The organism is Paraburkholderia largidicola (assembly GCF_013426895.1).
GTDB lineage: Bacteria > Pseudomonadota > Gammaproteobacteria > Burkholderiales > Burkholderiaceae > Paraburkholderia > Paraburkholderia largidicola.
In genome coordinates this window covers 2,698,486-2,720,042 of record NZ_AP023174.1, presented here as the reverse complement: position 1 = coordinate 2,720,042, position 21,557 = coordinate 2,698,486, and the positions used below count along the sequence as shown (strand labels likewise).

Here is a 21,557-nt window from a genome sequence, read left to right as displayed (position 1 = left end):
GCTAACACCGCCAGTTCTAGTGTTTGCCTGAGGGCGCCCACAGGTTCTTACGCTTCACACGGCAACCACGTGACCCACGTCCGTTGCCAGCGTCCTTGCGGTGCGCCTCACCCGCTTCAAGCTCCCGCGGTACAGCACGCCGTGCCAGACAGTCCACGGCCGCCCAGGTGGCAAACTGTGTGTAGGTTGTCGCGTCGTATAGGGTAGTGCTCTTACAAGGTGGGGCGCGTGCGCTATCGGTCCGAAGTGAGGCGTGTGGAGTACTTGAGCCTACACACAGTTTGCCACCTGGGCGGCACATACCATTTGCTGCCGCTTGTCCGAGTATGGGTATTCGAAGCGGGTGAGGCGTTCATTCGAAGCGTTGGCGACGAGCACCAGCCAGGGCACGGCCGTGTGAAGGGTGGGGACGTTGGGGGTCCGTGGATAGGCACACGTGCTGGCGGTGTTAGCCGCTTTCTTTTGCCTACTTTTCTTTGCGGCGGCAAAGAAAAGTAGGTGCCGCCCCGCACAGGGGCGACGCGTGAAGCTAGATACCAAAACGCGGATGCCAGCAAAAAACATAAGCAAGCCAAAAAGAAAAAACGGCGGCCTCAAAAAAAGAGAACCGCCGTCCGCAGGACAAGAAAAAGCAAAAACCTCAGCCCGTATTCCTTAGCCCAGCCGCAATCCCATTGATAGTCAAATGAATCCCGCGCCGCACGCGGACATTATCATCCCCAGCGCGATGGCGCTTAAGCAACTCGACCTGCAGGTGATTCAAAGGATCAAGATAAGGGAACCGGTTCTTAATAGACCGCGCCAGCAAAGGATTATCCGCTAGACGTTCCTTCCTCCCCGTGATCTCGGAAAGCACATTGGAGGTGCGCTCCCACTCCGCAACAATGCGCTCGAACACATGCTTGCGCAGCTTCTTGTCAGCGACAAGCGCGGCATAACGCGACGCCACCGCGAGATCGGTCTTCGCCAGCACCATATCCATATTCGACAGCAGGTTCGAGAAAAATGGCCACGCCTTATGCATCTTGCGCAGCAGATTTACACGACGCTCACGTTCGATATTCGAGCCCGCGGCCTCGAGCCATCCAGCAACCGCGCTGCCGAACCCATACCAGCCCGTCAGCAGCAACCGGCATTGTCCCCATGAGAAACCCCACGGAATCGCCCGCAGGTCCTCGATCTTGCGTTGCTTCGGATCCTGCAGCTTGCGCGACGCCGGCCGGCTGCCGATGTTCAACTCCGCGATCTCCGCAATCGGCGTCGACGAGAAGAAGTATTCGGTGAAGCCCGGGGTTTCGTAGACGAGCGCACGGTACGACGCCATCGCCGCATCGGACAGCGTCTGCATCACTTCTTCGAAGTCGGGCAGTTGCGAAGGCGCATTGCCATGCGGCAGCAACGACGCTTCCAGCGTCGCCGCAACGACCGTTTCCAGATTGCGTCGGCCGATGTCCGGGTTGCCGAACTTGCTCGCAATCACCTCGCCCTGTTCCGTCAGCCGGATCTGGCCGTCGACGGTGCCCGGCGGCTGCGAAAGAATCGCCTGATAGGTCGGGCCGCCGCCGCGTCCAACCGTGCCGCCGCGGCCATGGAACAGCCGCAGCGTGATGCCGCGTTCGTTGAACAGCGACACCAGCGCCAGTTCCGCGCGGTACAGCTCCCAGTTCGACGTCAGGAAGCCGCCGTCCTTGTTGCTGTCCGAATAGCCGAGCATCACTTCCTGCTCGTTGCCCTGATTTTCGACGATGGCATCGATACCCGGCAGCGCCAGCAGATCGCGCATGATGTGCGACGCGTTGCGCAAGTCGGGAATCGTCTCGAAGAGGGGGATTACCATCAGGCCCGCGCGTGCCGGATCGACCGGGTTGCCGAGCGCGCCTTGCAGCAGTCCCGCTTCCTTTTGCAGCAGCATCACTTCGACCAGATCGCTCACCGTCTCCGTGTGCGAAATGATGTAGTTGCGCACCGCGCGCGCGCCGAACTTCTCGCGCGTCACGCGCGCCTGTTCGAGCACACCGAGTTCGCTCTTCACCAGATCCGAGTACTCGACATACGGTGAGCGCAGCAGGCGCGGCTGCGCAAGTTCGGCGAGCAGCACGCGCAGCTTGTCGGCTTCCGGAAGCGCCGCGTAGTCGCTTTCGACACCCGCGCGCCGCAGCAACTCGGAGATCACCGCTTCGTGAATGTCGGAGCTTTGGCGCAGATCGATGCTCGCGAGATGGAACCCGAACACTTCGGCGGCGCGCGTCAGCGGCGACAGACGCGGCGTCGCGAGCGACGCGCCGTGATGCTCGGTGAGCGAATCGATCAGCACGTGCAGGTCGCGCACGAACTCGGACGAATCGTCATAGGGGACGGCGCGAATCTTCGGCACGCCGGGGCCCGCGCTGCGCAGCGGCACCACGCCTTCGCCGAGTCTGACGCGCGCACTCGCGCCGAGCCGCGTGTAGATGCCGATCAGCGCGCGCCGGTACGGTTCGTCCGTGCGGTGCGGCGAGTGATCGGGCGATCCTTCCGCAAGCGCCTTCAGTTCGTCGCTTGCGCCCGCGAGCAGGTTCGACACCGACAGTTCCGCGCCGAGCTTGTGCACCTGCTCCAGATAGTGCTCGAAGATCACCGCGGCCTGGCGCGTGATCGCGTTTTCGAGCGTCTCGCCCGTGACGTTCGGATTGCCGTCGCGGTCGCCGCCAATCCAGCTGCCCATCTGGAAGAAGGGCGGCAGGCGCGCATCGAGGCCGTGCTCGACAAGCGCTTCCTCGATGTCGGCGTAGAGCGCCGGAATCTCTTCGAGGAACGTCGCGCGGTAAAACGACAGCGCGTTCTCGATTTCATCGGCGACCGTCAGGCGCGAGTCGCGCAGCATGCGCGTCTGCCACAGCGAGGTCACCCGTGCGCGCAGCAGCGATTCGTTCTGCAGACGCTCGCGCGCCGTCAGCGGCTGGTCGCGTTCGGCGAGCAGCCGCGCGATGTCGTGCTGCGCGTCGAGAATGCTCTTGCGCTGCACTTCCGTCGGGTGTGCCGTCAGCACGGGGACGATCAGTGCGTCGTTGAAGAACTGCTGCAGCACGGGCGTCGCGGCGGCGTTCGCTTCGACGAGCCGGTCGAGCGCATGCGCGATCGTGCCCGGCTGCGACGTCGAGCCGGCCAGATCGTGAATGCGGTGCCGCCGATTGCGATGACGGTCTTCAGCGATATTCGCGAGATGCGAGAAGTAGCTGAACGCGCGCACCACGCTCACCGTCTGTTCGGGCGACAGCGCGCGCAGCTTCTTGTCGAGCGCCTGCGCGGCCACGCTGTCGTCCTCGCGGCGAAAGCGCACGGCCGTCTGGCGAATCGTTTCGACGACGTCGAACACGGCGTCGCCTTCCTGCTCGCGCACCACGTCGCCGAGCAGCCGCCCCAGATAGCGGATGTCTTCGAACAGCGGCTGGTCCTTGTCTTCGCGCGTGCGGGCGTTGTCCTTCGCCTGTGACGCGGCGCCATTCTTCATTTCTTTCGACGCGCGCGCGGCCTCCTGCTTGCCGGCGCCGTCGGGTTTCATTCGTTTCGAGGCGCCGTTGGCGGGCGCCTTGGTCTTCGTGGATTTGCCGGTTTTGCCGGAGTCGAGAGCCTGCGCTGCTTTCATGGCCTTGGTGGCCTTGGCAGCGGAAGCGGCGGGAGCGGCCGATGCGGTATTGACGGCATCGGGCGAGGCAGTAGTGCGGCGGGCAGGGCGCGCCGATCCGGAAGACGTCACGATGTTTCCTCAGGAAAGCCAGGGTCTAAGAATGATGGACTGCAACTGCGGGTACAGCGGGGAACTGCGCTCAAAGCCTGTCAGCATGCGGCGCGCGCGGCGGAGGAGGGCCGCATGCGCGTGCTGCGCCGCATTAAATCATCGCGCATGCGGCGCATCGACGCGCGCACGACCGTGCTGGGGCTTCTGGTGGCCACGCGAGTCACGATCGATGCGGCAACGGGTCTGCGTGGATCGAACCTGCAGGCCTGTCTCCTCTGGTCCCATGGCGGTCGACCGGAGCGGGCGGCATAACGCCTGCTCCAGTTCCATGGCGGTCGACGGAAGCGAGCGCTTTAGCGCTGACTGCCGTCCCTTGCAACTGCCTTCGCGCTGCTTCAGCATGGCCGTGCGGCCAGCGAGAGGTTGCCAAAGCGCGTGCTAACATTGTTTGTTATCACATCCCGTCGTTCAATGAATCAAACAATGAATTCCGAGACGCTTGCGCCCACTCCGCCCGCCACGCTGGTCATTGCGTCGCGGGAAAGCCGGCTTGCCATGTGGCAGGCCGAGCATGTGCGGTGTGCGCTGCACAAATTATATCCATCTTGTGACGTAAAAATCCTCGGAATGACGACACGCGGCGATCAGATTCTCGATCGCACGCTGTCGAAGGTCGGTGGTAAGGGCTTGTTCGTGAAGGAGCTGGAGAACGCGCTGGCCGACGGCCGCGCCGATCTCGCCGTCCATTCGCTGAAAGACGTGCCGATGGAACTGCCCGAAGGCTTCGCGCTGTCGACCATCATGGAGCGCGAAGATCCGCGCGACGCGTTCGTCTCCAGCCAGTACGACTCGCTGGCCGCACTGCCACCCGGCAGCGTGGTCGGTACGTCGAGCCTGCGCCGTGAAGCGATGCTGCGCATCCGCTATCCCGAGCTCGTGGTGAAGCCGCTGCGCGGCAATCTCGACACCCGCCTCGCGAAGCTCGACCGCGGCGATTACGCGGCCATCATTCTGGCGGCGGCCGGTCTCAAGCGTCTGGGACTCGGCGACCGCATCCGTTCGCTGCTCGATCCTGCCGACAGCCTGCCCGCCGCCGGTCAGGGCGCACTCGGCATCGAGATCCGCGCGGACCGCGCCGATCTCGCCGCATGGCTCGCGCCGCTGCATCACGAGCACACGGCGGCCGCGGTCGAAGCGGAGCGCATGGTGTCGCGCGCGCTCGGCGGCAGCTGCGAAGTGCCGCTCGCCGCGTACGCGACCTGGCATGACGGCGCGCTGCATCTGCGCGGCGTCGTGGCCACGCCCGACGGCCAGCGCGTGCTGTCCGCGCAAGCTTCGGCGCCCGCGCCGACCACGGGCGCCGCGCTCGAACTGGGCCGCGAGGTCGCGAGCCAGCTCGAAGCGCAGGGCGCACTCGAGATCGTCCGCGCGCTCACCACGGCGAGCGGCCCGGCTGCTTCCGCGTGATGGCGGCCGACTCGAACCCGACACCCGACGCATTGCCGTCCCGGGACGGCATAGGCGCATCGCATGCGACGCATCTGACCGTCGTGCTGACCCGTCCGGCGGGACAGTCCGACGCGCTCGCGAAGACCCTGCACGACGCGGGTGTCGTCACCGTCGACTTTCCACTGATCGATATCGCCGCAGCGGACGACGAAGCTCCATTGCGCGCGGCGCTCGCGTCGCTCGACCGATACGCGCTGGTCGTGTTCGTGTCGCCGAACGCCGTCGATTACGCGTTCGCGAGCCACGATGCGATCTGGCCACACGCGCTGCCCGTCGGCGTGGTCGGGCCGGGCAGCGTCGCGGCGCTCGCGAAGCACGGCGTCGAAGCGCCCGCGTACCAGGTGATCAGCCCGGGCGCATCGGCCGACGACCACGATGGCGCGCGCTTCGACTCCGAGGCGCTGTATGCGGCGCTCGAAACCTTGCTTGGAGAGAACGCCTTCGAAGGCAAGCGCGTGCTGATCGTGCGCGGCGACGGCGGCCGGGAATGGCTCGCGGACCGTCTGCGCGAAGCGGGCGCCGAAGTCGAGACGGTTGCGGCTTACCGGCGCCTCGTGCCCGACCCGTCGATCGGCGCGTGGTCGCGCATCCACACGCTGCTGTCGGACGAATCCCGGACGCCGCACGCGTGGCTCGTGACGAGTTCCGAGGGCGTGCGCAATCTCGCCGAACTCGCGCACGACCACCTCACGGCGAGCGAGCAGGCGCAACTGAAGCGCGCGATGTTCGTCGCGCCCCATCCGCGCATCGCGGAAACCGCGCGGGCATTGGGTTTTGATAGCATTACGGTGTCCGGTGCGGGCGACGAACGGATCGCCCGTACGCTGTTGTCTCTCGCGGCACCTTTTGAAGTTCAACCGGTCCAGTCCAACCCGGCACAAGAACGCATGTCTGATACCAACGCATCCACGACCCCCACGCCCCCGACGTCCAGCTCCGCGCCGCGGCCCGCCACTGCGCTGCCGCCGAATCAACCCTTTACGCCCTATGAAATGCAGCAGGCCAAGCCCAAGGGCAACGGGCTGCTCTGGGTGGTCATCGCGCTGGTGCTGTTCGCGGCGATCGCGGGCGGCATCGCGCTGAACCGCAGGATCATCAAGCTCGATCAGCAGCTGTCGCACCGCCAGCAGGCCAACGATTCGCAGACCGCCGAGTTGCGCGTGAAGACCGAGCAGGCCGTCGCCACCGTGCGTCAGGCCGATGCGCAGATCGCGCAGCTCGAAGGCAAGCTCGCCGACGCGCAGGGCGCGCAACAGGCGCTGCAGCAACAATACGCGGACCTCGCGCGCAATCGCGACGACTGGACGATGGCCGAAGTCGGCCAGATGCTGTCGGCCGCGAGCGAGCAGTTGCAGCTGACGGGCAACACGCAGCTCGCGCTGTTCGCGCTGCAAAGCGCCGACACGCGCCTCGCCGCGTCGGACGGCGCGCAGGTGCTGGCCGTGCGAAAGGCGATCGCGCAGGACATCGACAAGCTGAAGTCCGCGCCGTCCACTGACCTGACGGGTCTCGCCATCAAGCTCGACAACGCGATCGATCAGATCGACCAGCTGCCGCTTTCGGGCGAGGCGCCGATCGAGCACGCCACGCCGCGTGCCTCCACGCCGAAGGATGTCGACCGCCTCGCGGCCGCCACGGGCGAGCCGAAGTGGAAAGTGTGGTGGCACCAGCTCGTCGCGGGTATTGGCGAACAGTTGACGAGTCTCGTGCAGGTGCGTCGCATCGACCACGCCGACGCGATGCTCGTCGCGCCTGATCAGGGCTATTTCGTGCGCGAAAACCTGAAGATGCGCCTGCTGTCCGCGCGACTCGCGCTGCTCGCGCGCAACCAGACGACGCTCAAGTCCGATCTTCACGCTGCGGACAACGCGCTCGCGCGCTACTTCGACGCGTCGTCGAAGCAGGTGCAGACGGTGCGCGACCTCGTGAAGCAGGTCGACGACGGCTCGGGCGCGGTCGACGTGCCGAACCTGGATACGAGCCTGCAGGCCGTGCATCAATACCGGACGCGGGGTTAGTCATGGCGCTGCGTGGACTTCTCTGGCTCGCTTTCCTGTTCGCGATTGCCGTGGTGCTCGCGATCGTCGGGCGCTTCGACACCGGGCAGGTGCTGCTCGTCTATCCGCCGTATCGGATCGATATTTCGCTGAACCTGTTCATCGTCGGCATCATCGTCGCGTTCATCGTGATTTACGCGGTGCTGCGCATCGTGCGCAACATCTGGCGCATGCCGCAGCGCGTCGCCGCGTATCGCACGCGCCAGCGGGTCGCGAAGGCGCATGCGGCGTTGCGCGATGCGATCGGCAATCTGTATGCGGGCCGCTTCTCGCGTGCGGAGAAGGCTGCGCGTGACTCGCTCACCAATCCCGACAACAAGGGTGCGGCGGGCCTGATCGCCGCGAATGCCGCGCACCGGATGCACGAGTACGCGCGCCGCGATGAATATCTCGCGCAGATCGATTCAGCCGACTGGCAGGACGCACGCCTGATGGCGACGGCGGACATGCGTGCCGACGGCCGCGATGCGGATGGCGCGTTGCTCGCGCTGACTGAAATGCAGTCGCAGGGTGGACGGCGCATTCACGCGCAGCAGATTGCGTTGCGGGCGCAGCAGCAGTTGAAGAACTGGGGCGAAGTGCTCAAGCTCGTGAAGACGCTGGAAAAGCGCGAGGCGATTCATCCTGCGGTTGCCGTGCGGTTGCGGCAGCTAGCGGCGGAGAATCTGTTGCGGGACCGCAGGCACAATGCCGATGCGCTGCTCGAACTGTGGCATTCGCTGACCGCGGTCGAGCGGCATTCGCCGCGGCTGGCGGATGTTGCGGCTGAGTTGCTGGTCGCGCTGGGTCGTCCGCAGGATGCGCGGAAGATCGTTGAAGAGGCGCTTGCGCAGAATTGGGATGCGAGGTTGTTGCGGCGTTATCCGGATACCACGGGGGGCGATGCTTTGCCGTTGATTCAGAAGGCTGAGGCGTGGCGGAAGGAGCGTCCCGACGACGCGGATCTGATGTTTGCGCTTGGGCGGTTGTGTTTGCATCAGCAGCTTTGGGGGAAGGCGCAGTCGTTTCTTGAGCAGGCGCTCAAGCTTGCTGATAACGAGACGCTGAAGATTCGTTCGCATCGGGCGTTGGCTCGTTTGCATGAGCAGCTCGGAGATGCTGATAAGGCTAGCGCGCATTATCGGGAGAGTGCGCTGGCTATGAATGTGGTTTGAGGTTTTTTTGTGTCTGCGACGCTGGGGCGGTGTTTTTTGTGTTTTCGCTGGCGTCCGCGTGATGTTATTGGTCTGCTAGCGTTGCCCCTGTGCGGGGCGGCACCTACTTTTCTTTGCCGCCGCAAAGAAAAGTAGGCAAAAGAAAGCGGCTCACACCGCCAGTTCTAGTATTTGCCTGAGGGCCCCCAACCGGTCTTACACTTCACACGGCAACCACGTGGCTCACGTCCGTTGCCAGCGCTCTTGGGGTGCGCCTCACCCGCCTTACGCTCCCGCACTACAACACGCCGCGCCAGACAGTCCACCGCCGCCCAGGTGGCAAACTGTGTGTAGGCCGTCGTACTCCACACGCCTCACTTCGAACCGATAGCACACGCGTCCCACCCTGTAAGAGCGCCAGGCTATACGACGCGACAACCTACACACAGTTTGCCACCTGGGCGGCATAGACCATTCGCTGCCGCTTGCCTGAACGCGGGTATTCGAAGCGGGTGAGGCGCACGTTGAGAGCGTTGGCAACGAATGCAAACACGTGCATTGCCGTGTGAGGGATGGGGACGATGGGGGCCCGTGGATAGGGACATGGGCTGGCGGTGTGAGCCGCTTTCTTTTGCCTACTTTTCTTTGCGGCGGCAAAGAAAAGTAGGTGCCGCCCCGCACAGGGGCGACGCCTGAAGCACGAAGGCATCACGCGGATGCCAGCGAAAAGGCAATCCGCGAACGCCAGTACAAAACCAAAACCAACCCAAAACCAAAACCAAAAAAACCGGCAAAAGCACCGGCAGTGCTCACCTATTCACTAGCCTGGAAGGCACACTAACCGCCAGCACCCCACCAAGAACCATAAACGCCGCAAGCATATACATCCCAGCCGCATTGGTAGAAGTAGCCTGCTTCAGCCATCCAACGGCATACGGACTAAGAAACCCCGCCAGATTCCCAATAGAATTAATCAGCGCAATCCCAGCGGCCGCGCCCGTACCTGCAAGAAACGAAGTAGGCAAACTCCAGAACAGCGGCAGCGTAGTCAAAATCCCCATAGTCGCAAGCGTCAGCCCAGTCATCGCGAGCATCGTGTCGTGCGCCCACACGACAGACAGCACCAGCCCGAGCGCCCCCACGAATCCCGGAACAGCAACGTGCCAACGCCGCTCCCGCATACGGTCGGCGCTCCGCGCAACGAACACCATCGCAACCACGGCAGCGGCGAACGGAATCGCCGACAACAGCCCGATCATGAAGGCGTCCGTGACGCCCGTCGACTTGATGATGGTCGGCAACCAGAAGCTCACGCCATAAAGCCCCATCACGAACGAGAAATAGATCAGGCTCATCATCAGCACGCGCGGGCTCAACATCACCTTGCCGATGGCGTGATCCTCCTTCGTCGCATCCTCGGCGGCGATGTTGCGCTCGAGCAGTTCGCGCTCTTCCTGCGTGAGCCACTTCGCCTTCGAGATGCGGTCATCGAGCACGATGAACACCAGAATGCCGACGACGATCGAAGGTATCCCTTCGAGCAGGAACAGCCACTGCCAGCCGTGCCATCCATTCGCGCCGTCGAATGACTTCAGGATGTAGCCCGAAATCGGCCCGCCGACCACGCCCGAAATCGCGATCGCCGTCATGAACCACGTCGTCATGCGGCCGCGCCGGTGTGCCGGATACCAGTAGGTCAGATACAGGATGATGCCGGGGAAGAAGCCCGCTTCCGCAAGACCGAGCAGAAACCGCATCACGTAGAACATCGTCGGGGTGGTGACGAACATCGTCAGCATCGACACGATGCCCCATGTCACCATGATCCGCGCGATCCAGACCCGCGCGCCGACCCGGTGCAGGATGATGTTGCTGGGCACCTCGAAGATGAAATAACCGATGAAGAAAATGCCCGCCCCAAAGCCGTAGACGGCGTCGGACAGACCCAGATCGGCGCTCATGCCGAGCTTCGCGAAGCCGACGTTCACGCGGTCCAGATAAGCCACGACATAGCTGAGCATCAACAGCGGCGTCAGACGCCACGCGACCTTTCTGTAGGTCGCCTCTTCGAAGGTGGAAGGCGGCGCGCCTGCGCCGGGATGGTGGAGCGGATTCGCAGGACTGGACACGCTTGTCTCCTATCGACCGGCGTCGGCGCGGTGGCGCTTCACGCTGGTCTTACGCAAAGCTCGTTATTGTGGAAATGTCGTACCGCCGTTCGCGATTCTAAACTTTCAACGCGCGCTGAAAAGCCACTCGGCGTCGGGAAAAACCCCGAGTTTTCAATGGTTAACGCGTCTTTTTCGGGGCAGCGCGCGCACGCGCCGCCCGGTGCGTCACACGCAGCGTCCGCCGTCCACTTCGAGGCACACGCCCGTGATGAACTCTGCTTCGTCGGAAGCGAGATAGAGCGCGGCGTTCGCGATGTCCTGCGGCGTCGAGAAGCGGCCCAGCGGGATGCCCGCCAGAAACTTCTGCCGGTTCTCCGGTGTGTCCTCGACACCCATGAATTCGGCCAGCAAACCCGTCTCGCCGATCACCGGGTTGACACAGTTCACGCGGATGCGGTCCGGCCCGAGCTCGACGGCCAGCGCCTTGCTGGCGACGATCACCGCACCCTTGCTGCCGTTGTACCAGACGAGCCCCGGACGCGGCCGCACGCCCGCCGTCGACGCGATGTTGACGAACACGCCGCCGCCTTGCTCGCGGAAGTACGGCACGAACTCGTTCACGCTCCAGTAGATGCTCTTCACATTGACGGCGTACACGCGGTCGAACTCGTCTTCCGTCACGTCGAGCACGGGCTTGTTGCGATGCGTGGTTCCCGCGTTGTTGACGACGATCTGCACGCTGCCGAAGTCTTCGATGGCGGCGGCGCGCAGCGCGCTCCAGTCGCTCGCGCGCGTCACGTCGCCCGCGACCGCAATGGCCTTGCCGCCCGCCAGCGCGATCTCGCTGGCGACGCGTTCGGCCGCCGCGCCGTTCAGATCGTTGACGACGACGTTCGCGCCTTCGCGCGCATAAGTCTTCGCGATGCCTTCGCCGAAGCCCGAGCCGCCGCCCGTGACGATAGCCGTTTTGCCGGTCAACCGCATGATGTCTCCTGTTGTTGTAAGTGCAGAAACGCTTGGGTTGTTGCGAGTGAATCGTGCGTCAGCCGTGCCTGATCGCAACGGTCTTCAGCACCGTGAAGCCATACAGCGCTTCGAAGCCTTTCTCGCGGCCATGTCCCGAATGCTTGACGCCGCCGAACGGCAACTCGACGCCGCCACCCGCGCCGTAGTTGTTGATGAACACCTGCCCCGAGCGCACGCGGCGCGCCATGCGCATCTGCCGGCCGCCGTCGCGGGTCCAGACGCCTGCGACGAGTCCGTAGGGCGTGCCGTTCGCGAGCGTGAGCGCTTCGTCTTCGTCGGCGAAGGGCAGTGCGGCGAGCACGGGGCCGAACACTTCTTCGTGCGCGAGCCGATGCGTGGGCGGCACGTCGCGCAACAGGGTCGGTGCCTGATAGAAGCCGGTTTCCGGCGCTTCCGCGATCACTTCGCCGTGCGCCGCCATCGCGATGCCGTCATGCTGCGCGTCGGAGAGGAAATCACATACGCGTCGCTGCTGTTTCGCGCTGATCAGCGGCCCGCAATCGAGGTCCGCATGCGCGGGTCCGACGCGCAATGCGTTGAACGCGGTGGCGAGTCGGTCGAGCAGCGGCTCGTAAATGCTCCGCTCGATCAGCACGCGGCTGCCCGCCGAGCAGGTTTGCCCGGCGTTCTGCACGATCGCGTTGACCAGCGTGGGGAGTGCGGCGTCGAGATCGGCGTCCGCGAAGACGATTTGCGGCGACTTGCCACCCAGCTCGAGCGTAACGGGCACGTGGTTTTCGGCGGCCATCTGCGTGACGAGCTTGCCCGTATCGGGCGAGCCGGTGAACGAGATGTGATCGATGCCGGCATGGCGCGCGAGCGCCGCGCCCGCTTCATGTCCGAACCCGGTGACGATATTGAGCGCACCTGCAGGCAGGCCGGCTTCGGCCGCGAGTTCGGCGACGCGCAACACGGAGAGGCACGCATCTTCGGCGGGCTTCACGACGCACGCGTTGCCCGCCGCGAGTGCCGCGCCGACGCTGCGCCCGAAGATCTGCATCGGGTAGTTCCACGGCACGATGTGACCCGTGACGCCATGCGGCTCGCGGATCGTGAAGACGGTGTAGCCGTTCTGATAGGGCAGCGTTTCGCCGTGCAGCTTGTCGGCGGCGCCCGCGTAGAACTCGAAATAGCGCGCGAGCGCGGCCGCGTCGCCGCGCGCCTGCTTGAGCGGCTTGCCCGTGTCGCGCGCTTCGAGTTGCGCCAGTTCTTCGTGGCAGGCGGCGACCAGCATCGACAGCCGGTACAGCAGCCGCCCGCGCTCGGCGGCGCTCACGGCACCCCATGCGCCTTCATAGGCGCGGCGCGCGGACTGGACGGCGGTGTCGATGTCGGCGGCCGTGCCGCGCGCGAGCGTGGCGAACGGCTGGCCGTCGGAAGGATCGATGACGGGGATCGTCTCCCCATTCGAGGAGGCGGCCCATTCACCGCCGATGAAGTGTTTCGCTTCTTCCACACATGCTCCTTGCCCGGTCGGGCGGTCAAGCAGAGGACGAAAGAGACCACGAAAGTGACAGCAGAAGTGTCGGGCGAACGGCAGTGCCCAGACGGGTAAGGCGATTATCGCGCCGATCGCCACGCGGGTGTCATCGGCCGATTGGCTATAATGGCGCATTCCGCAGTGTCCGGGTTGCGGCGCAGCGTCCCGTATCGAGACGCAGCGCGCGCCGTGCGCCTTATTCCCATTTCTTCCTGATCAGAGAGCGCCATGAGCTTCAATCACGTTCCCCCTGGTAAAGACCTCCCGCAAGACTTCAACGTCATCATCGAAATCCCGGCGCAAAGCGATCCGGTGAAGTACGAGGCCGACAAGGACCTGGGTCTGCTCGTCGTCGACCGTTTCATCGGCACGGGTATGCGTTATCCCGCGAACTACGGTTTCATTCCGCAGACGCTGTCGGGCGACGGCGATCCCGTCGACGTGCTGGTGATCACGCCGTTCCCGCTGCTGGCTGGCTCGGTGGTGCGCGCACGCGCACTGGGCATGCTGCAGATGACGGACGAGTCGGGCGTTGACGCCAAGCTGATCGCCGTTGCGCACGACAAGATCTGCCCGATGACGGCAGACCTGAAGTCGATCGACGACGTGCCGCAGTACCTGAAAGACCAGATCAAGCACTTCTTCGAGCAATACAAGGCGCTCGAGAAGGGCAAGTGGGTCAAGGTGGAAGGCTGGGCGGGCATCGAAGCCGCGCACAAGGAAATCACGGAAGGCGCGGCGAACTACAAGAAGTAATTTGCGCGGTTTTCGAGCCTGTTTGCAAAAAGACGCTCCTTCGGGAGCGTCTTTTTTTGCGCGATCGATCGGGCGCGGCGCGCAGACCGATCAAATGCCGCGCCGCATCAGCGCGGGCTGACCGTCGCGAGGCGGCTGCCGGCGAACGGGTCGTTGCGCCAGTCGACCGTCTGGCGTTCCTGTTTGGCCTGCTTCGCCGCCTTGCCGACGGCGAAATGTTCCGGCGATTGCCCGGCGCTGACGGCGTTGGCGAGCCACTGGGGCATCGCGCCGTTGCCGTCCCACGTTTCGCCGAACGGGCTGCGATAACGCACCGATTGCTGCCGCCGACGCTCTTCGGCCAGTGCCGCGGCCAGGTCGGTCACCTTGATGCCGACCTTAGCCATGCGACCGCGCAGATAGGCAATCATGCTGTCACGCTTTCTTTCGTCCATTTTTTCACCTCAAGGTGTCTGGGTATCGCGTCGGGTGTTGGAGCGTCGCCCGTTCTGGATTCAGCGACGCGTTGCAGTGACGAAAGTATCTGATCGCGTGAAACCGGCGTCGAGATGCTTATCTTGAAAACACTGTTGCTGGCGACGGAAAAGCCGTGCCGTGTCAGGTCTCCGGGTTGCCAGCCGCTGGTTCGCCAGCCGCCAGATTGCCAGCCACTACTTCGTCGGCCGCGACTTCCTCGATCACGGCGGGCAACACGGATTCGAGCGTCCGCGCGCCCGACACCAGTTCCCACTTCTGCACGGCCGTGAGCTGCTTGACGCGATATTCGGCGCGCGACGCGCTCGAACGGTCGGCCAGTTCGAACGACGCCAGCAGCCGCACCGGCTTGCGCGAGCGCGTATAGCGCGCGCCCGTGCCGCTGCAGTGCTTGTCGAAACGGGCCTGGACGTCGGTGGCGATGCCCGTGTAGACGCTGCCGTCCGAGCATTCGATCAGATACAGAAACCACGGCATGGCGCGCGCCTGTTCCTCGTTATTCCTTGAACGGATTGTGTTCGCGCAGTTCGTCGACATACGCGTGGATATGATTCTTCTCGTTGTCGAGAAAGTGCCCGACAGCGTCCGAGAACGCGGGATGCGCCAGCCAGTGCGTCGAGCGCGTGACGGTGGGCATGAAGCCGCGCGCCATCTTGTGCTCGCCCTGCGCACCGCCTTCGAACACGCCGAGCTTCTGCTCGATGCAGAACTCCAGCGGCTGGTAGTACGCGGTTTCGAAGTGCAGGCAGGGCACGTGTTCGAGCGCGCCCCAGTAGCGGCCGTACAGCGTGCCGCCCGCGTTCGCGCCGTCGCGCTGATAGACGACGAGTGAACTTGCGATCGGCTTGCCCTCGTACTCGGCTGTCACCATCATCAGATTCTCGGGCATCGACGCGCCGATCATCCGGAAGAAGTCGAGGTTCAGATACGGACTCGAAAAGTGCTCGCGGTACGTCTGCCGGTAGCACTTGCTGAAGAAGCGCCAGTCGGCATCGCTGATGTCTTCACCGAGGATGCGCCGGAACGTGACGCCCGCGTCGCGCACCTTGCGCCGCTCGGCGCGGATGTTCTTGCGCTTCTTCTGTTCGAGCGTCGAGAGAAAATCGTCGAAGTCGCGGTAGCCGTCGTTGAGCCAGTGAAACTGCACGCCTTCGCGCTGCATCATGCCGAGACCGGTCAGCGCCTCAGCCTCGCTTTCGGTCGGAAACAGCACGTGCAGTGACGAGACGTCGGCTTGCTCCGCGAACGCGACGAGCGTCGCGGCGAGATGGCGCAGCGCGTGCGCGTCGGCGGCCATGAGGCGGGTGCCCTGCACGGGCGTGAAAGGCACCGCGCACAGCAGCTTCGGATAGTAGGGCAGGCCGTTGCGCTTGTACGCGTCGGCCCACGCCCAGTCGAACACATACTCGCCGTACGAGTGTCCCTTGGCGTAGACAGGCGCGGCCGCGGCGAGCTTGCCCGTGCGCGGATCGGTCAGTGTGACGAATTGCGGCGCCCAGCCCGTATCCGCGACGGCGCATCGCGTCGCGTGCAGCGCGCTCAGGAATTCGTGGCGCAAGAAGGGCGTCGGTTGCGCCTGCTGGTTGAGCAGCGCATTCCATTCGGCGGCATCGACTTCGAGCGGCGAAGCGAGAATGCCCGCGCGGTAATCAAAACGTTCCTGGTTCAATCTGTTCGACCGTTGGCGATCCCGGGCCGCACTCACTTGCGTGCATCGTGCGGCGGAAGGATCTGATGAGGCTGATAGGCGATTGTCGCGCGCTTCGTTTTGCTGGCGCCCTGATGCATCGGCGATGGGCGCAGGCCTGACCGCGGCGCGGCGAACGGCCATGTTAAAGCAAATGCGCGCGCGAAGTGCACGGCGTGGCCCGCCGATACACGCGATCGAGACCTTGAATGCGCTTACGGCTTATCATCTACGCTGATCGATAGCAGCTGTTTCGCGCGCGGCCGTTTCTCCCCGTTCGCGCGCATTAGGAATCCCGGACATGAAAGGCAACTTCTTCAACCTGTATTCGCACCGTTTTGCGCGTGTCGCGGTGGGCGTGCCGCGCTGCCGCGTCGCCGATCCGGCCTTCAATGCCGACGAGACGCTCGCGCTCGCGCGCGAGGCCGCGGCGAAAGGCGCGGCGCTCGTCGCGTTCCCCGAACTCGGCTTGCCCGCCTATACCTGCGACGACCTCTTCCATCAGCGCGCGTTGCTCGACGCATGCAAGACAGCGCTGGCAAAGATCGTCGAGGCATCGAAGACGCTGCCCGTTGCGTTGATTGTCGGCATGCCGCTGCAGGTGGATCACAGCCTGTACAACTGCGCGATTGTCGTCGCGCGCGGTGCCGTGCTGGGCGCCGTGCCGAAGACCTATCTGCCGAACTACGGCGAGTTCTACGAGGCGCGTCAGTACACGCCCGCCGACAGCGCCGTCGCGCGCGACATCGAACTGCTCGGCCAGCGCGTGCCGTTCGGCGCGTCGCTGCTGTTCGAACTGACCGACGTGCCGGACTTCCGCTTTCACGTCGAGATCTGCGAGGACGTGTGGGTGCCCATTCCGCCGTCGTCGTTCGCGGCGCTCGCGGGCGCGACGGTGCTGGTGAATCTGTCGGCGTCGAACGTCGTGGTCGGCAAGTCCGGCTACCGGCATCAACTCGTCGGCCAGCAATCGGCGCGCTGTCTTGCGGCGTATCTGTACACATCGGCGGGACGCGGCGAGTCGTCGACGGACATGGCCTGGGACGGCCAGGCGCTGATCTACGAGAACGGCGAAATGCTCGCCGAGTCCGAACGCTTTCTCGACGACTCGCACATGATTTTTGCGGACGTCGATCTCGAACGGCTTTCGCACGAGCGCATGCGGCAGACCACGTTCGGCATGTCGGTGCAACGTCACAAGGACGAGGCGGCGAAGTTCCAGATCGTGCGCTTCGCGATCGGCCTCGATACGGCGCAAACGCTGCCGCTCGCACGCAAGCTCGAGCGCTTCCCGTACGTGCCCGCCGATTCGCGCCGCCGCGACGAGCGCTGCAACGAGGTCTACAACATTCAGGTGCAGGCGCTCGTGCAACGGCTGTCGGCGTCGAATATCCAGAAGGTCGTGATCGGCGTGTCGGGCGGGCTCGACTCGACGCACGCGCTGCTCGTCTGCGCGAAGGCGATGGACCGGCTGAAGCTGCCGCGCACCAACATCATCGGTGTGACGATGCCGGGCTTCGCGACCAGCGATCGCACGCTCAAGCAGGCGCGCGAGTTGATGAGCGTGGTGGGCTGCACCGCGATGGAAATCGATATCCGGCCTAGCTGCGAGCAGATGCTGAATGACCTCGGCCATCCGTATTCTGCGGGCGAGGCGAAGTACGACATTACCTTCGAGAACGTGCAGGCGGGCGAGCGCACGAATCATCTGTTCCGTCTCGCCAATTTCCACAACGGCATCGTGATCGGCACGGGCGATCTGAGCGAACTGGCACTCGGCTGGTGCACGTATGGCGTGGGCGATCACATGTCGCACTACAGCGTGAACGCAAGCGTGCCGAAGACGCTGATCACGCATCTGGTGCGCTGGGTCGCGGAGACGGGTGCTGTCGGTAAAAGCGGCTCGGACACGCTGCTCAACGTGCTCGCCACCGAAATCAGCCCCGAACTCGTGCCGGCCAAATCGGCGGGCGCGATCGAGCAGAAGACGGAATCGTTCATCGGGCCATACGAGCTGCAGGACTTCAATCTGTTCTACATCCTGCGCTACGGTTTCTCGCCGTCGAAAGTCGCGTTCCTCGCGCTGCACGCGTGGCGCGACAAGGAGCAGGGCGGCTGGCCGGAAGGCGCGCATGTGGAGCGCAACGAATACGATATCGCCGCGATCAAGCGCAATCTCGGCATTTTCCTGTGGCGCTTCTTCAAGACGAGCCAGTTCAAACGCAGTTGCGTGCCGAACTCGCCGAAGGTCGGCTCGGGTGGTTCGCTGTCGCCGCGTGGCGACTGGCGCGCGCCGAGCGATTCGGAAGCGACCGTCTGGACCGATGATCTCGCAACGGTTCCGGACAAAGCCGCCTGAATTCTGTCTTTATCTGCCGTTGAGCGCGCGTGGCCGCACGCGTTGTCATGTCGATTGCTGGCAACGTGTGCGCTGCGGCGTAGAATCAACGCATCTGAACCTTCCTTTTTCCGAACCGAGACGAGGCCCGCCATGAAACGCATTACTGCCGTCATCAAACCCTTCAAGCTCGACGAAGTCCGCGAAGCGCTCGCCGAAGTCGGCCTGACCGGGTTGACCGTCACCGAGGTCAAAGGCTTTGGCCGCCAGAAAGGTCACACCGAGCTGTATCGCGGCGCTGAATACGTCGTCGATTTCCTGCCGAAAGTGAAGATCGAAGTCGTCGTCGCGAACGATCAATGCGATCAGGTGATCGATGCCATCATCGGCGCGGCGCGCACGGGCAAGATCGGCGACGGCAAGATTTTCGTCGCGGATGTCGAACGCGTGATCCGCATTCGTACGGGTGAGGAGAACGAAGCGGCTGTGTGAGCATCACAGCGGGCGTTGCGCCCGTCGATTCACAAAGGTCTTCGAAGTGGAAGCATCGGCGTTGCACCGCGCCGGTGCTTTGGTGCACGCCGGAAGTGCTCGTGCGAAATGACTCAGATGCTCAGCACTGTGCCGCGCGCACAAATAAAAAAAGGTGCGACACCCTTTCGGACATCGCACCGATACGCGCCTCTCGCAGCAGCGTGAAAACCGTTTCTGTTAAAGCTGTTCTGTTTGCACCGTTCGATTAGAACGAGTGCTGGATACCTGCGTACACGCCCGTCTGGCTGTGGCCGGGCAACGGGTTGTCCGTTGCGACTGCCGTGCCGGAGTTGTTGGCGTTCAGGCCGTAGTTAGCACCCTTGCTGTTCTGCACCGTTGCGACTTGCAGGTCCAGCAGCGTGCGCTTCGACAGGTTGTACGAGCCGCCGACCGTGTAGATCGTCGCGTTACCCGCGCCATTGTTGCCGTTCACGTGATACACGGCAGCGATCAGAGCTGCAGCCGGCGTAGCTTGCCACGTCACACCGCCCCATTCGTGATCGAGCGTCGTCGGCGTGCCCGGCAGAACTGCCGTTGCGCCCGACGTGCGAACCGCCTGGTAAGCAGCCTGGATCTTGAACTGGCCGAGGAACACGTTCACGAGAGCCGAGTATTCGCGCGATGCTGCGAATACGCCCGTGCCGATGTTGCCCGTGTTCGTGGCATCGCCTGCCGGACCGAACAGACCGCCGTTTGCCGGATTGCGGATTTCGTCATAGAGACCGCGGATCTGGAACAGCGATGACGTGTAGGTGACCTGCGCACCCGCTTCACGGCCTTGCGGCGTCGTGCCGTTACCGTTCCAGTTCGTTGCGTTCGACAGCGCGTATTGACCGTAGAAGTCAAAGCCGGCGATCTTCGGCGACTGGTAGGCTACGTTGTTGCTCGATTGCGGCCAGTTGCGGCCACGCACCAGCGATGCCGACGACCAGTTCGACTGACCGAACGGATCGAAGTCCCACACGCCGTTCGAGATGAAGAGCATGCGGCCCATCGTGAACGTACCGTACTGGTCGCTCGCGAAACCAACCGTCGCCCAACGATTGAAGAGACCGCCGCCGCCAGGGCCAGCACCCGTCATCGTATTGAACGAGCCTTCCAACTGGAACACGGCCTTGTAGCCGCCGCCCAGATCTTCAGCACCTTTCAAGCCCCACAGGCTGGTACCCCAGTCGCCGCTTTCTGCGCGGAAGCGGTGCGTGCTGTTCGTTGCCGAGCCATTGACCTGGTTCGACGGCACACCCGACATATACTCCAGACCAGCGTCCAGACGCCCGTACAGCGTCACGCTGCTCTGTGCGTGTGCGGCAACGCCGAAAGTCAGCAGCGCTGCGGCAGCCAAAGCTTTCTTCATCTTCTCCTCCATACCCTGTCAAAAAGTAAAGCCAGTACTGCGAGTGGTGCCCGGACGCCAGCGGCGCCGAGCAGGAATCTTTTCCAGGGAGATGCGCGGTGGCCGGTTGTGATGTTGACGCGCAGCCTTATGGGCTGTCTGATCGTCATTCCGATCCCTCGCGACCGGTATCTCCTGTTCGTTCGTTTTGAAGTGAAACTACTTTTCTTGAACTTTGTTTTGCTACTTTCGTTACTAATTTAGCAAAATACCCTTCGGTTGGCGAATAAATTAGTGATGCTCGGTAAAGATGTCTCTAAATTGCAATACCAATATGGGACAAGTGGGGGACAGAGGGCTGCGAAGGCCTCTCCACGCCTTGTCGCGCAAGGGACACACCGTTGTTAATGACTTGCGTCAAGGATTGCCACTATTGACGGAGAGAATCGTCGGGAGTAAACGCGTTTTGGCCGCTGTTCGCGCAGATGTTGGGATGCCGAAGCTTTTGGGCGTGCGGGAGGGGGAAGGGCGACGCCGCGCAGAAATGAAAAAGGGCGCCCGGTAAGCGCCCTGTAATACTACATAAACTACATTGCAGCCTTATTTCAGGCTGCCGGAGAGAAACTGCTTCAGGCGCTCACTCTTCGTGTTCCTGAACACTTCGTCAGGACGGCCTTCTTCTTCGACACGTCCCTGATGCAGGAACATCACGTGATTCGACACGTTGCGCGCGAAGGCCATTTCATGCGTGACGACGATCATCGTGCGGCCTTCCTCGGCAAGCGTCTGCATGACCTTCAGCACTTCGCCGACGAGTTCCGGGTCGAGCGCCGAAGTGGGCTCGTCGAACAGCATCACGTCGGGGTTCATCGTCAGCGCGCGGGCGATCGCCACGCGCTGCTGCTGGCCGCCCGACAGATGCGACGGATACTGCTTCTCGAGACGCGGCGCGAGACCCACTTTCTCGAGATACGTGCGGGCGCGATCCTCGGCTTCCTTGCGCGGAATGCCGAGCACATGTAGCGGCGCTTCGATGATGTTCTCGAGCACCGTCATGTGCGTCCACAGGTTGAAGTGCTGGAACACCATCGAGAGCTTGGTGCGCATCTTCTGCAACTGCTTCGGGTCCGACACGCGCAGCGCGCCGTGCTTGTCCTTCGCCGTGCGAATTTCCTGGCCTTCGACGAAGATGCGGCCCGAGTTCGGCTGCTCGAGAAAGTTGATGCAGCGGAGCATCGTGCTCTTGCCTGAACCGGACGAGCCGATCACGCTGATCACGTCGCCGCGGTTCGCGCGCAGCGTGACGCCTTTGAGAACTTCATTGTCGCCATACTGCTTATGCAGGTTGTCGACGAAAAGCATTTGCGGTGTAGCTGGAGTGTTCATCGGGTTCCTTGACTA

The 21,557-nt window shown here is 63.5% G+C and carries 16 protein-coding genes; 7 read left to right on the top strand and 9 right to left on the bottom strand.

The window, feature by feature from the left end; translation table 11 throughout:
* Positions 1–640 precede the first annotated feature (640 nt).
* Positions 641–3,736: a phosphoenolpyruvate carboxylase gene (ppc, locus tag PPGU16_RS12105; RefSeq protein WP_180720193.1), complete on the bottom strand. Its 3,096-nt coding sequence runs from the start codon at positions 3,734–3,736 to the stop codon at positions 641–643.
* Positions 3,737–3,850: 114 nt separating this feature from the next.
* Between ppc and PPGU16_RS12100 the strand changes: the two genes are divergently transcribed.
* The 4 genes from PPGU16_RS12100 (at position 3,851) to PPGU16_RS12085 (ending at position 8,438) form a co-directional block, all read left to right on the top strand.
* Entirely contained in the window at positions 3,851–4,030 is a 180-nt protein-coding gene (locus PPGU16_RS12100; protein WP_224032119.1) for a hypothetical protein, read from the top strand.
* Positions 4,031–4,201: 171 nt separating this feature from the next.
* Positions 4,202–5,185, top strand: coding sequence for a hydroxymethylbilane synthase (hemC, locus tag PPGU16_RS12095; RefSeq protein WP_180720192.1), 984 nt, complete (start codon positions 4,202–4,204; stop codon positions 5,183–5,185).
* Positions 5,185–7,245, top strand: coding sequence for a fused uroporphyrinogen-III synthase HemD/membrane protein HemX (gene hemDX / locus PPGU16_RS12090; protein WP_243460591.1), 2,061 nt, complete (start codon positions 5,185–5,187; stop codon positions 7,243–7,245). Before hemC ends, hemDX begins: the two co-directional genes overlap by 1 nt.
* A 2-nt stretch (positions 7,246–7,247) precedes the next feature.
* A complete protein-coding gene (locus tag PPGU16_RS12085; protein ID WP_180720191.1) occupies positions 7,248–8,438 on the top strand; it encodes a heme biosynthesis protein HemY in 1,191 nt (396 codons plus the stop codon).
* 788 nt (positions 8,439–9,226) lie between these two features.
* Here the strand turns inward: PPGU16_RS12085 and PPGU16_RS12080 are convergent.
* The 3 genes from PPGU16_RS12080 to PPGU16_RS12070 all read right to left on the bottom strand — a co-directional run bounded on the left by PPGU16_RS12080 (position 9,227) and on the right by PPGU16_RS12070 (position 13,010).
* Positions 9,227–10,546, bottom strand: coding sequence for an MFS transporter (locus PPGU16_RS12080; RefSeq protein WP_180720190.1), 1,320 nt, complete (start codon positions 10,544–10,546; stop codon positions 9,227–9,229).
* Between the two features lie 207 nt (positions 10,547–10,753).
* On the bottom strand, positions 10,754–11,512 hold the full coding sequence (locus PPGU16_RS12075) for an SDR family oxidoreductase (protein ID WP_180720189.1): 759 nt from the start codon (positions 11,510–11,512) through the stop codon (positions 10,754–10,756).
* Between the two features lie 58 nt (positions 11,513–11,570).
* Positions 11,571–13,010: an aldehyde dehydrogenase family protein gene (locus PPGU16_RS12070; protein ID WP_180720188.1), complete on the bottom strand. Its 1,440-nt coding sequence runs from the start codon at positions 13,008–13,010 to the stop codon at positions 11,571–11,573.
* Positions 13,011–13,262: 252 nt separating this feature from the next.
* Between PPGU16_RS12070 and ppa the strand changes: the two genes are divergently transcribed.
* Positions 13,263–13,790, top strand: coding sequence for an inorganic diphosphatase (gene ppa / locus PPGU16_RS12065; RefSeq protein WP_007587974.1), 528 nt, complete (start codon positions 13,263–13,265; stop codon positions 13,788–13,790).
* Positions 13,791–13,897: 107 nt separating this feature from the next.
* On the opposite strand, the gene PPGU16_RS12060 is transcribed toward ppa, so the two are convergent.
* From PPGU16_RS12060 to PPGU16_RS12050, 3 genes are all read right to left on the bottom strand, one after another.
* Complete coding sequence (locus PPGU16_RS12060) at positions 13,898–14,224, bottom strand: H-NS family nucleoid-associated regulatory protein (protein ID WP_180720187.1); 327 nt, start codon at positions 14,222–14,224, stop codon at positions 13,898–13,900.
* Positions 14,225–14,387: 163 nt separating this feature from the next.
* Positions 14,388–14,741 carry a GIY-YIG nuclease family protein gene (locus PPGU16_RS12055; protein ID WP_180720186.1) on the bottom strand — a complete coding sequence of 118 codons (354 nt, stop codon included), beginning with the start codon at positions 14,739–14,741 and terminating at the stop codon, positions 14,388–14,390.
* A 19-nt stretch (positions 14,742–14,760) separates the two neighbouring features.
* Entirely contained in the window at positions 14,761–15,933 is a 1,173-nt protein-coding gene (locus tag PPGU16_RS12050; protein WP_180720185.1) for a GNAT family N-acetyltransferase, read from the bottom strand.
* Positions 15,934–16,252: 319 nt separating this feature from the next.
* On the opposite strand from PPGU16_RS12050, the gene PPGU16_RS12045 reads away from it, so the two are divergent.
* Both PPGU16_RS12045 and glnK read left to right on the top strand, forming a co-directional pair.
* Positions 16,253–18,310 carry an NAD(+) synthase gene (locus PPGU16_RS12045; RefSeq protein WP_180720184.1) on the top strand — a complete coding sequence of 686 codons (2,058 nt, stop codon included), beginning with the start codon at positions 16,253–16,255 and terminating at the stop codon, positions 18,308–18,310.
* Positions 18,311–18,442: 132 nt separating this feature from the next.
* Positions 18,443–18,781, top strand: a complete 339-nt coding sequence (gene glnK, locus PPGU16_RS12040) for a P-II family nitrogen regulator (protein ID WP_007587958.1) — start codon at positions 18,443–18,445, stop codon at positions 18,779–18,781.
* A gap of 247 nt (positions 18,782–19,028) precedes the next feature.
* On the opposite strand, the gene PPGU16_RS12035 is transcribed toward glnK, so the two are convergent.
* Together PPGU16_RS12035 and PPGU16_RS12030 are read right to left on the bottom strand one after the other, a co-directional pair.
* The gene (locus PPGU16_RS12035) at positions 19,029–20,177 is read right to left on the bottom strand and encodes a porin (protein WP_180720183.1); all 1,149 of its coding nucleotides are present in this window, start codon (positions 20,175–20,177) and stop codon (positions 19,029–19,031) included.
* Between the two features lie 579 nt (positions 20,178–20,756).
* The gene (locus tag PPGU16_RS12030) at positions 20,757–21,542 is read right to left on the bottom strand and encodes an ABC transporter ATP-binding protein (protein WP_274599969.1); all 786 of its coding nucleotides are present in this window, start codon (positions 21,540–21,542) and stop codon (positions 20,757–20,759) included.
* Positions 21,543–21,557 lie beyond the last annotated feature (15 nt).

Excerpts from the sequence above, each read along its gene's own strand:
- PPGU16_RS12075 (WP_180720189.1), bottom strand. The coding sequence starts at position 11,512 with ATGCGGTTGACCGGCAAAACGGCTATCGTCACGGGCGGCGGCTCGGGC.
- PPGU16_RS12030 (WP_274599969.1), bottom strand. The coding sequence starts at position 21,542 with ATGAACACTCCAGCTACACCGCAAATGCTTTTCGTCGACAACCTGCAT.
- PPGU16_RS12060 (WP_180720187.1), bottom strand. The coding sequence starts at position 14,224 with ATGGACGAAAGAAAGCGTGACAGCATGATTGCCTATCTGCGCGGTCGC.
- glnK (WP_007587958.1), top strand. The coding sequence starts at position 18,443 with ATGAAACGCATTACTGCCGTCATCAAACCCTTCAAGCTCGACGAAGTC.
- PPGU16_RS12055 (WP_180720186.1), bottom strand. The coding sequence starts at position 14,741 with ATGCCGTGGTTTCTGTATCTGATCGAATGCTCGGACGGCAGCGTCTAC.
- hemC (WP_180720192.1), top strand. The coding sequence starts at position 4,202 with ATGAATTCCGAGACGCTTGCGCCCACTCCGCCCGCCACGCTGGTCATT.
- PPGU16_RS12085 (WP_180720191.1), top strand. The coding sequence starts at position 7,248 with ATGGCGCTGCGTGGACTTCTCTGGCTCGCTTTCCTGTTCGCGATTGCC.
- PPGU16_RS12035 (WP_180720183.1), bottom strand. The coding sequence starts at position 20,177 with ATGAAGAAAGCTTTGGCTGCCGCAGCGCTGCTGACTTTCGGCGTTGCC.
- PPGU16_RS12045 (WP_180720184.1), top strand. The coding sequence starts at position 16,253 with ATGAAAGGCAACTTCTTCAACCTGTATTCGCACCGTTTTGCGCGTGTC.
- ppa (WP_007587974.1), top strand. The coding sequence starts at position 13,263 with ATGAGCTTCAATCACGTTCCCCCTGGTAAAGACCTCCCGCAAGACTTC.
- PPGU16_RS12100 (WP_224032119.1), top strand. The coding sequence starts at position 3,851 with ATGCGCGTGCTGCGCCGCATTAAATCATCGCGCATGCGGCGCATCGAC.
- hemDX (WP_243460591.1), top strand. The coding sequence starts at position 5,185 with ATGGCGGCCGACTCGAACCCGACACCCGACGCATTGCCGTCCCGGGAC.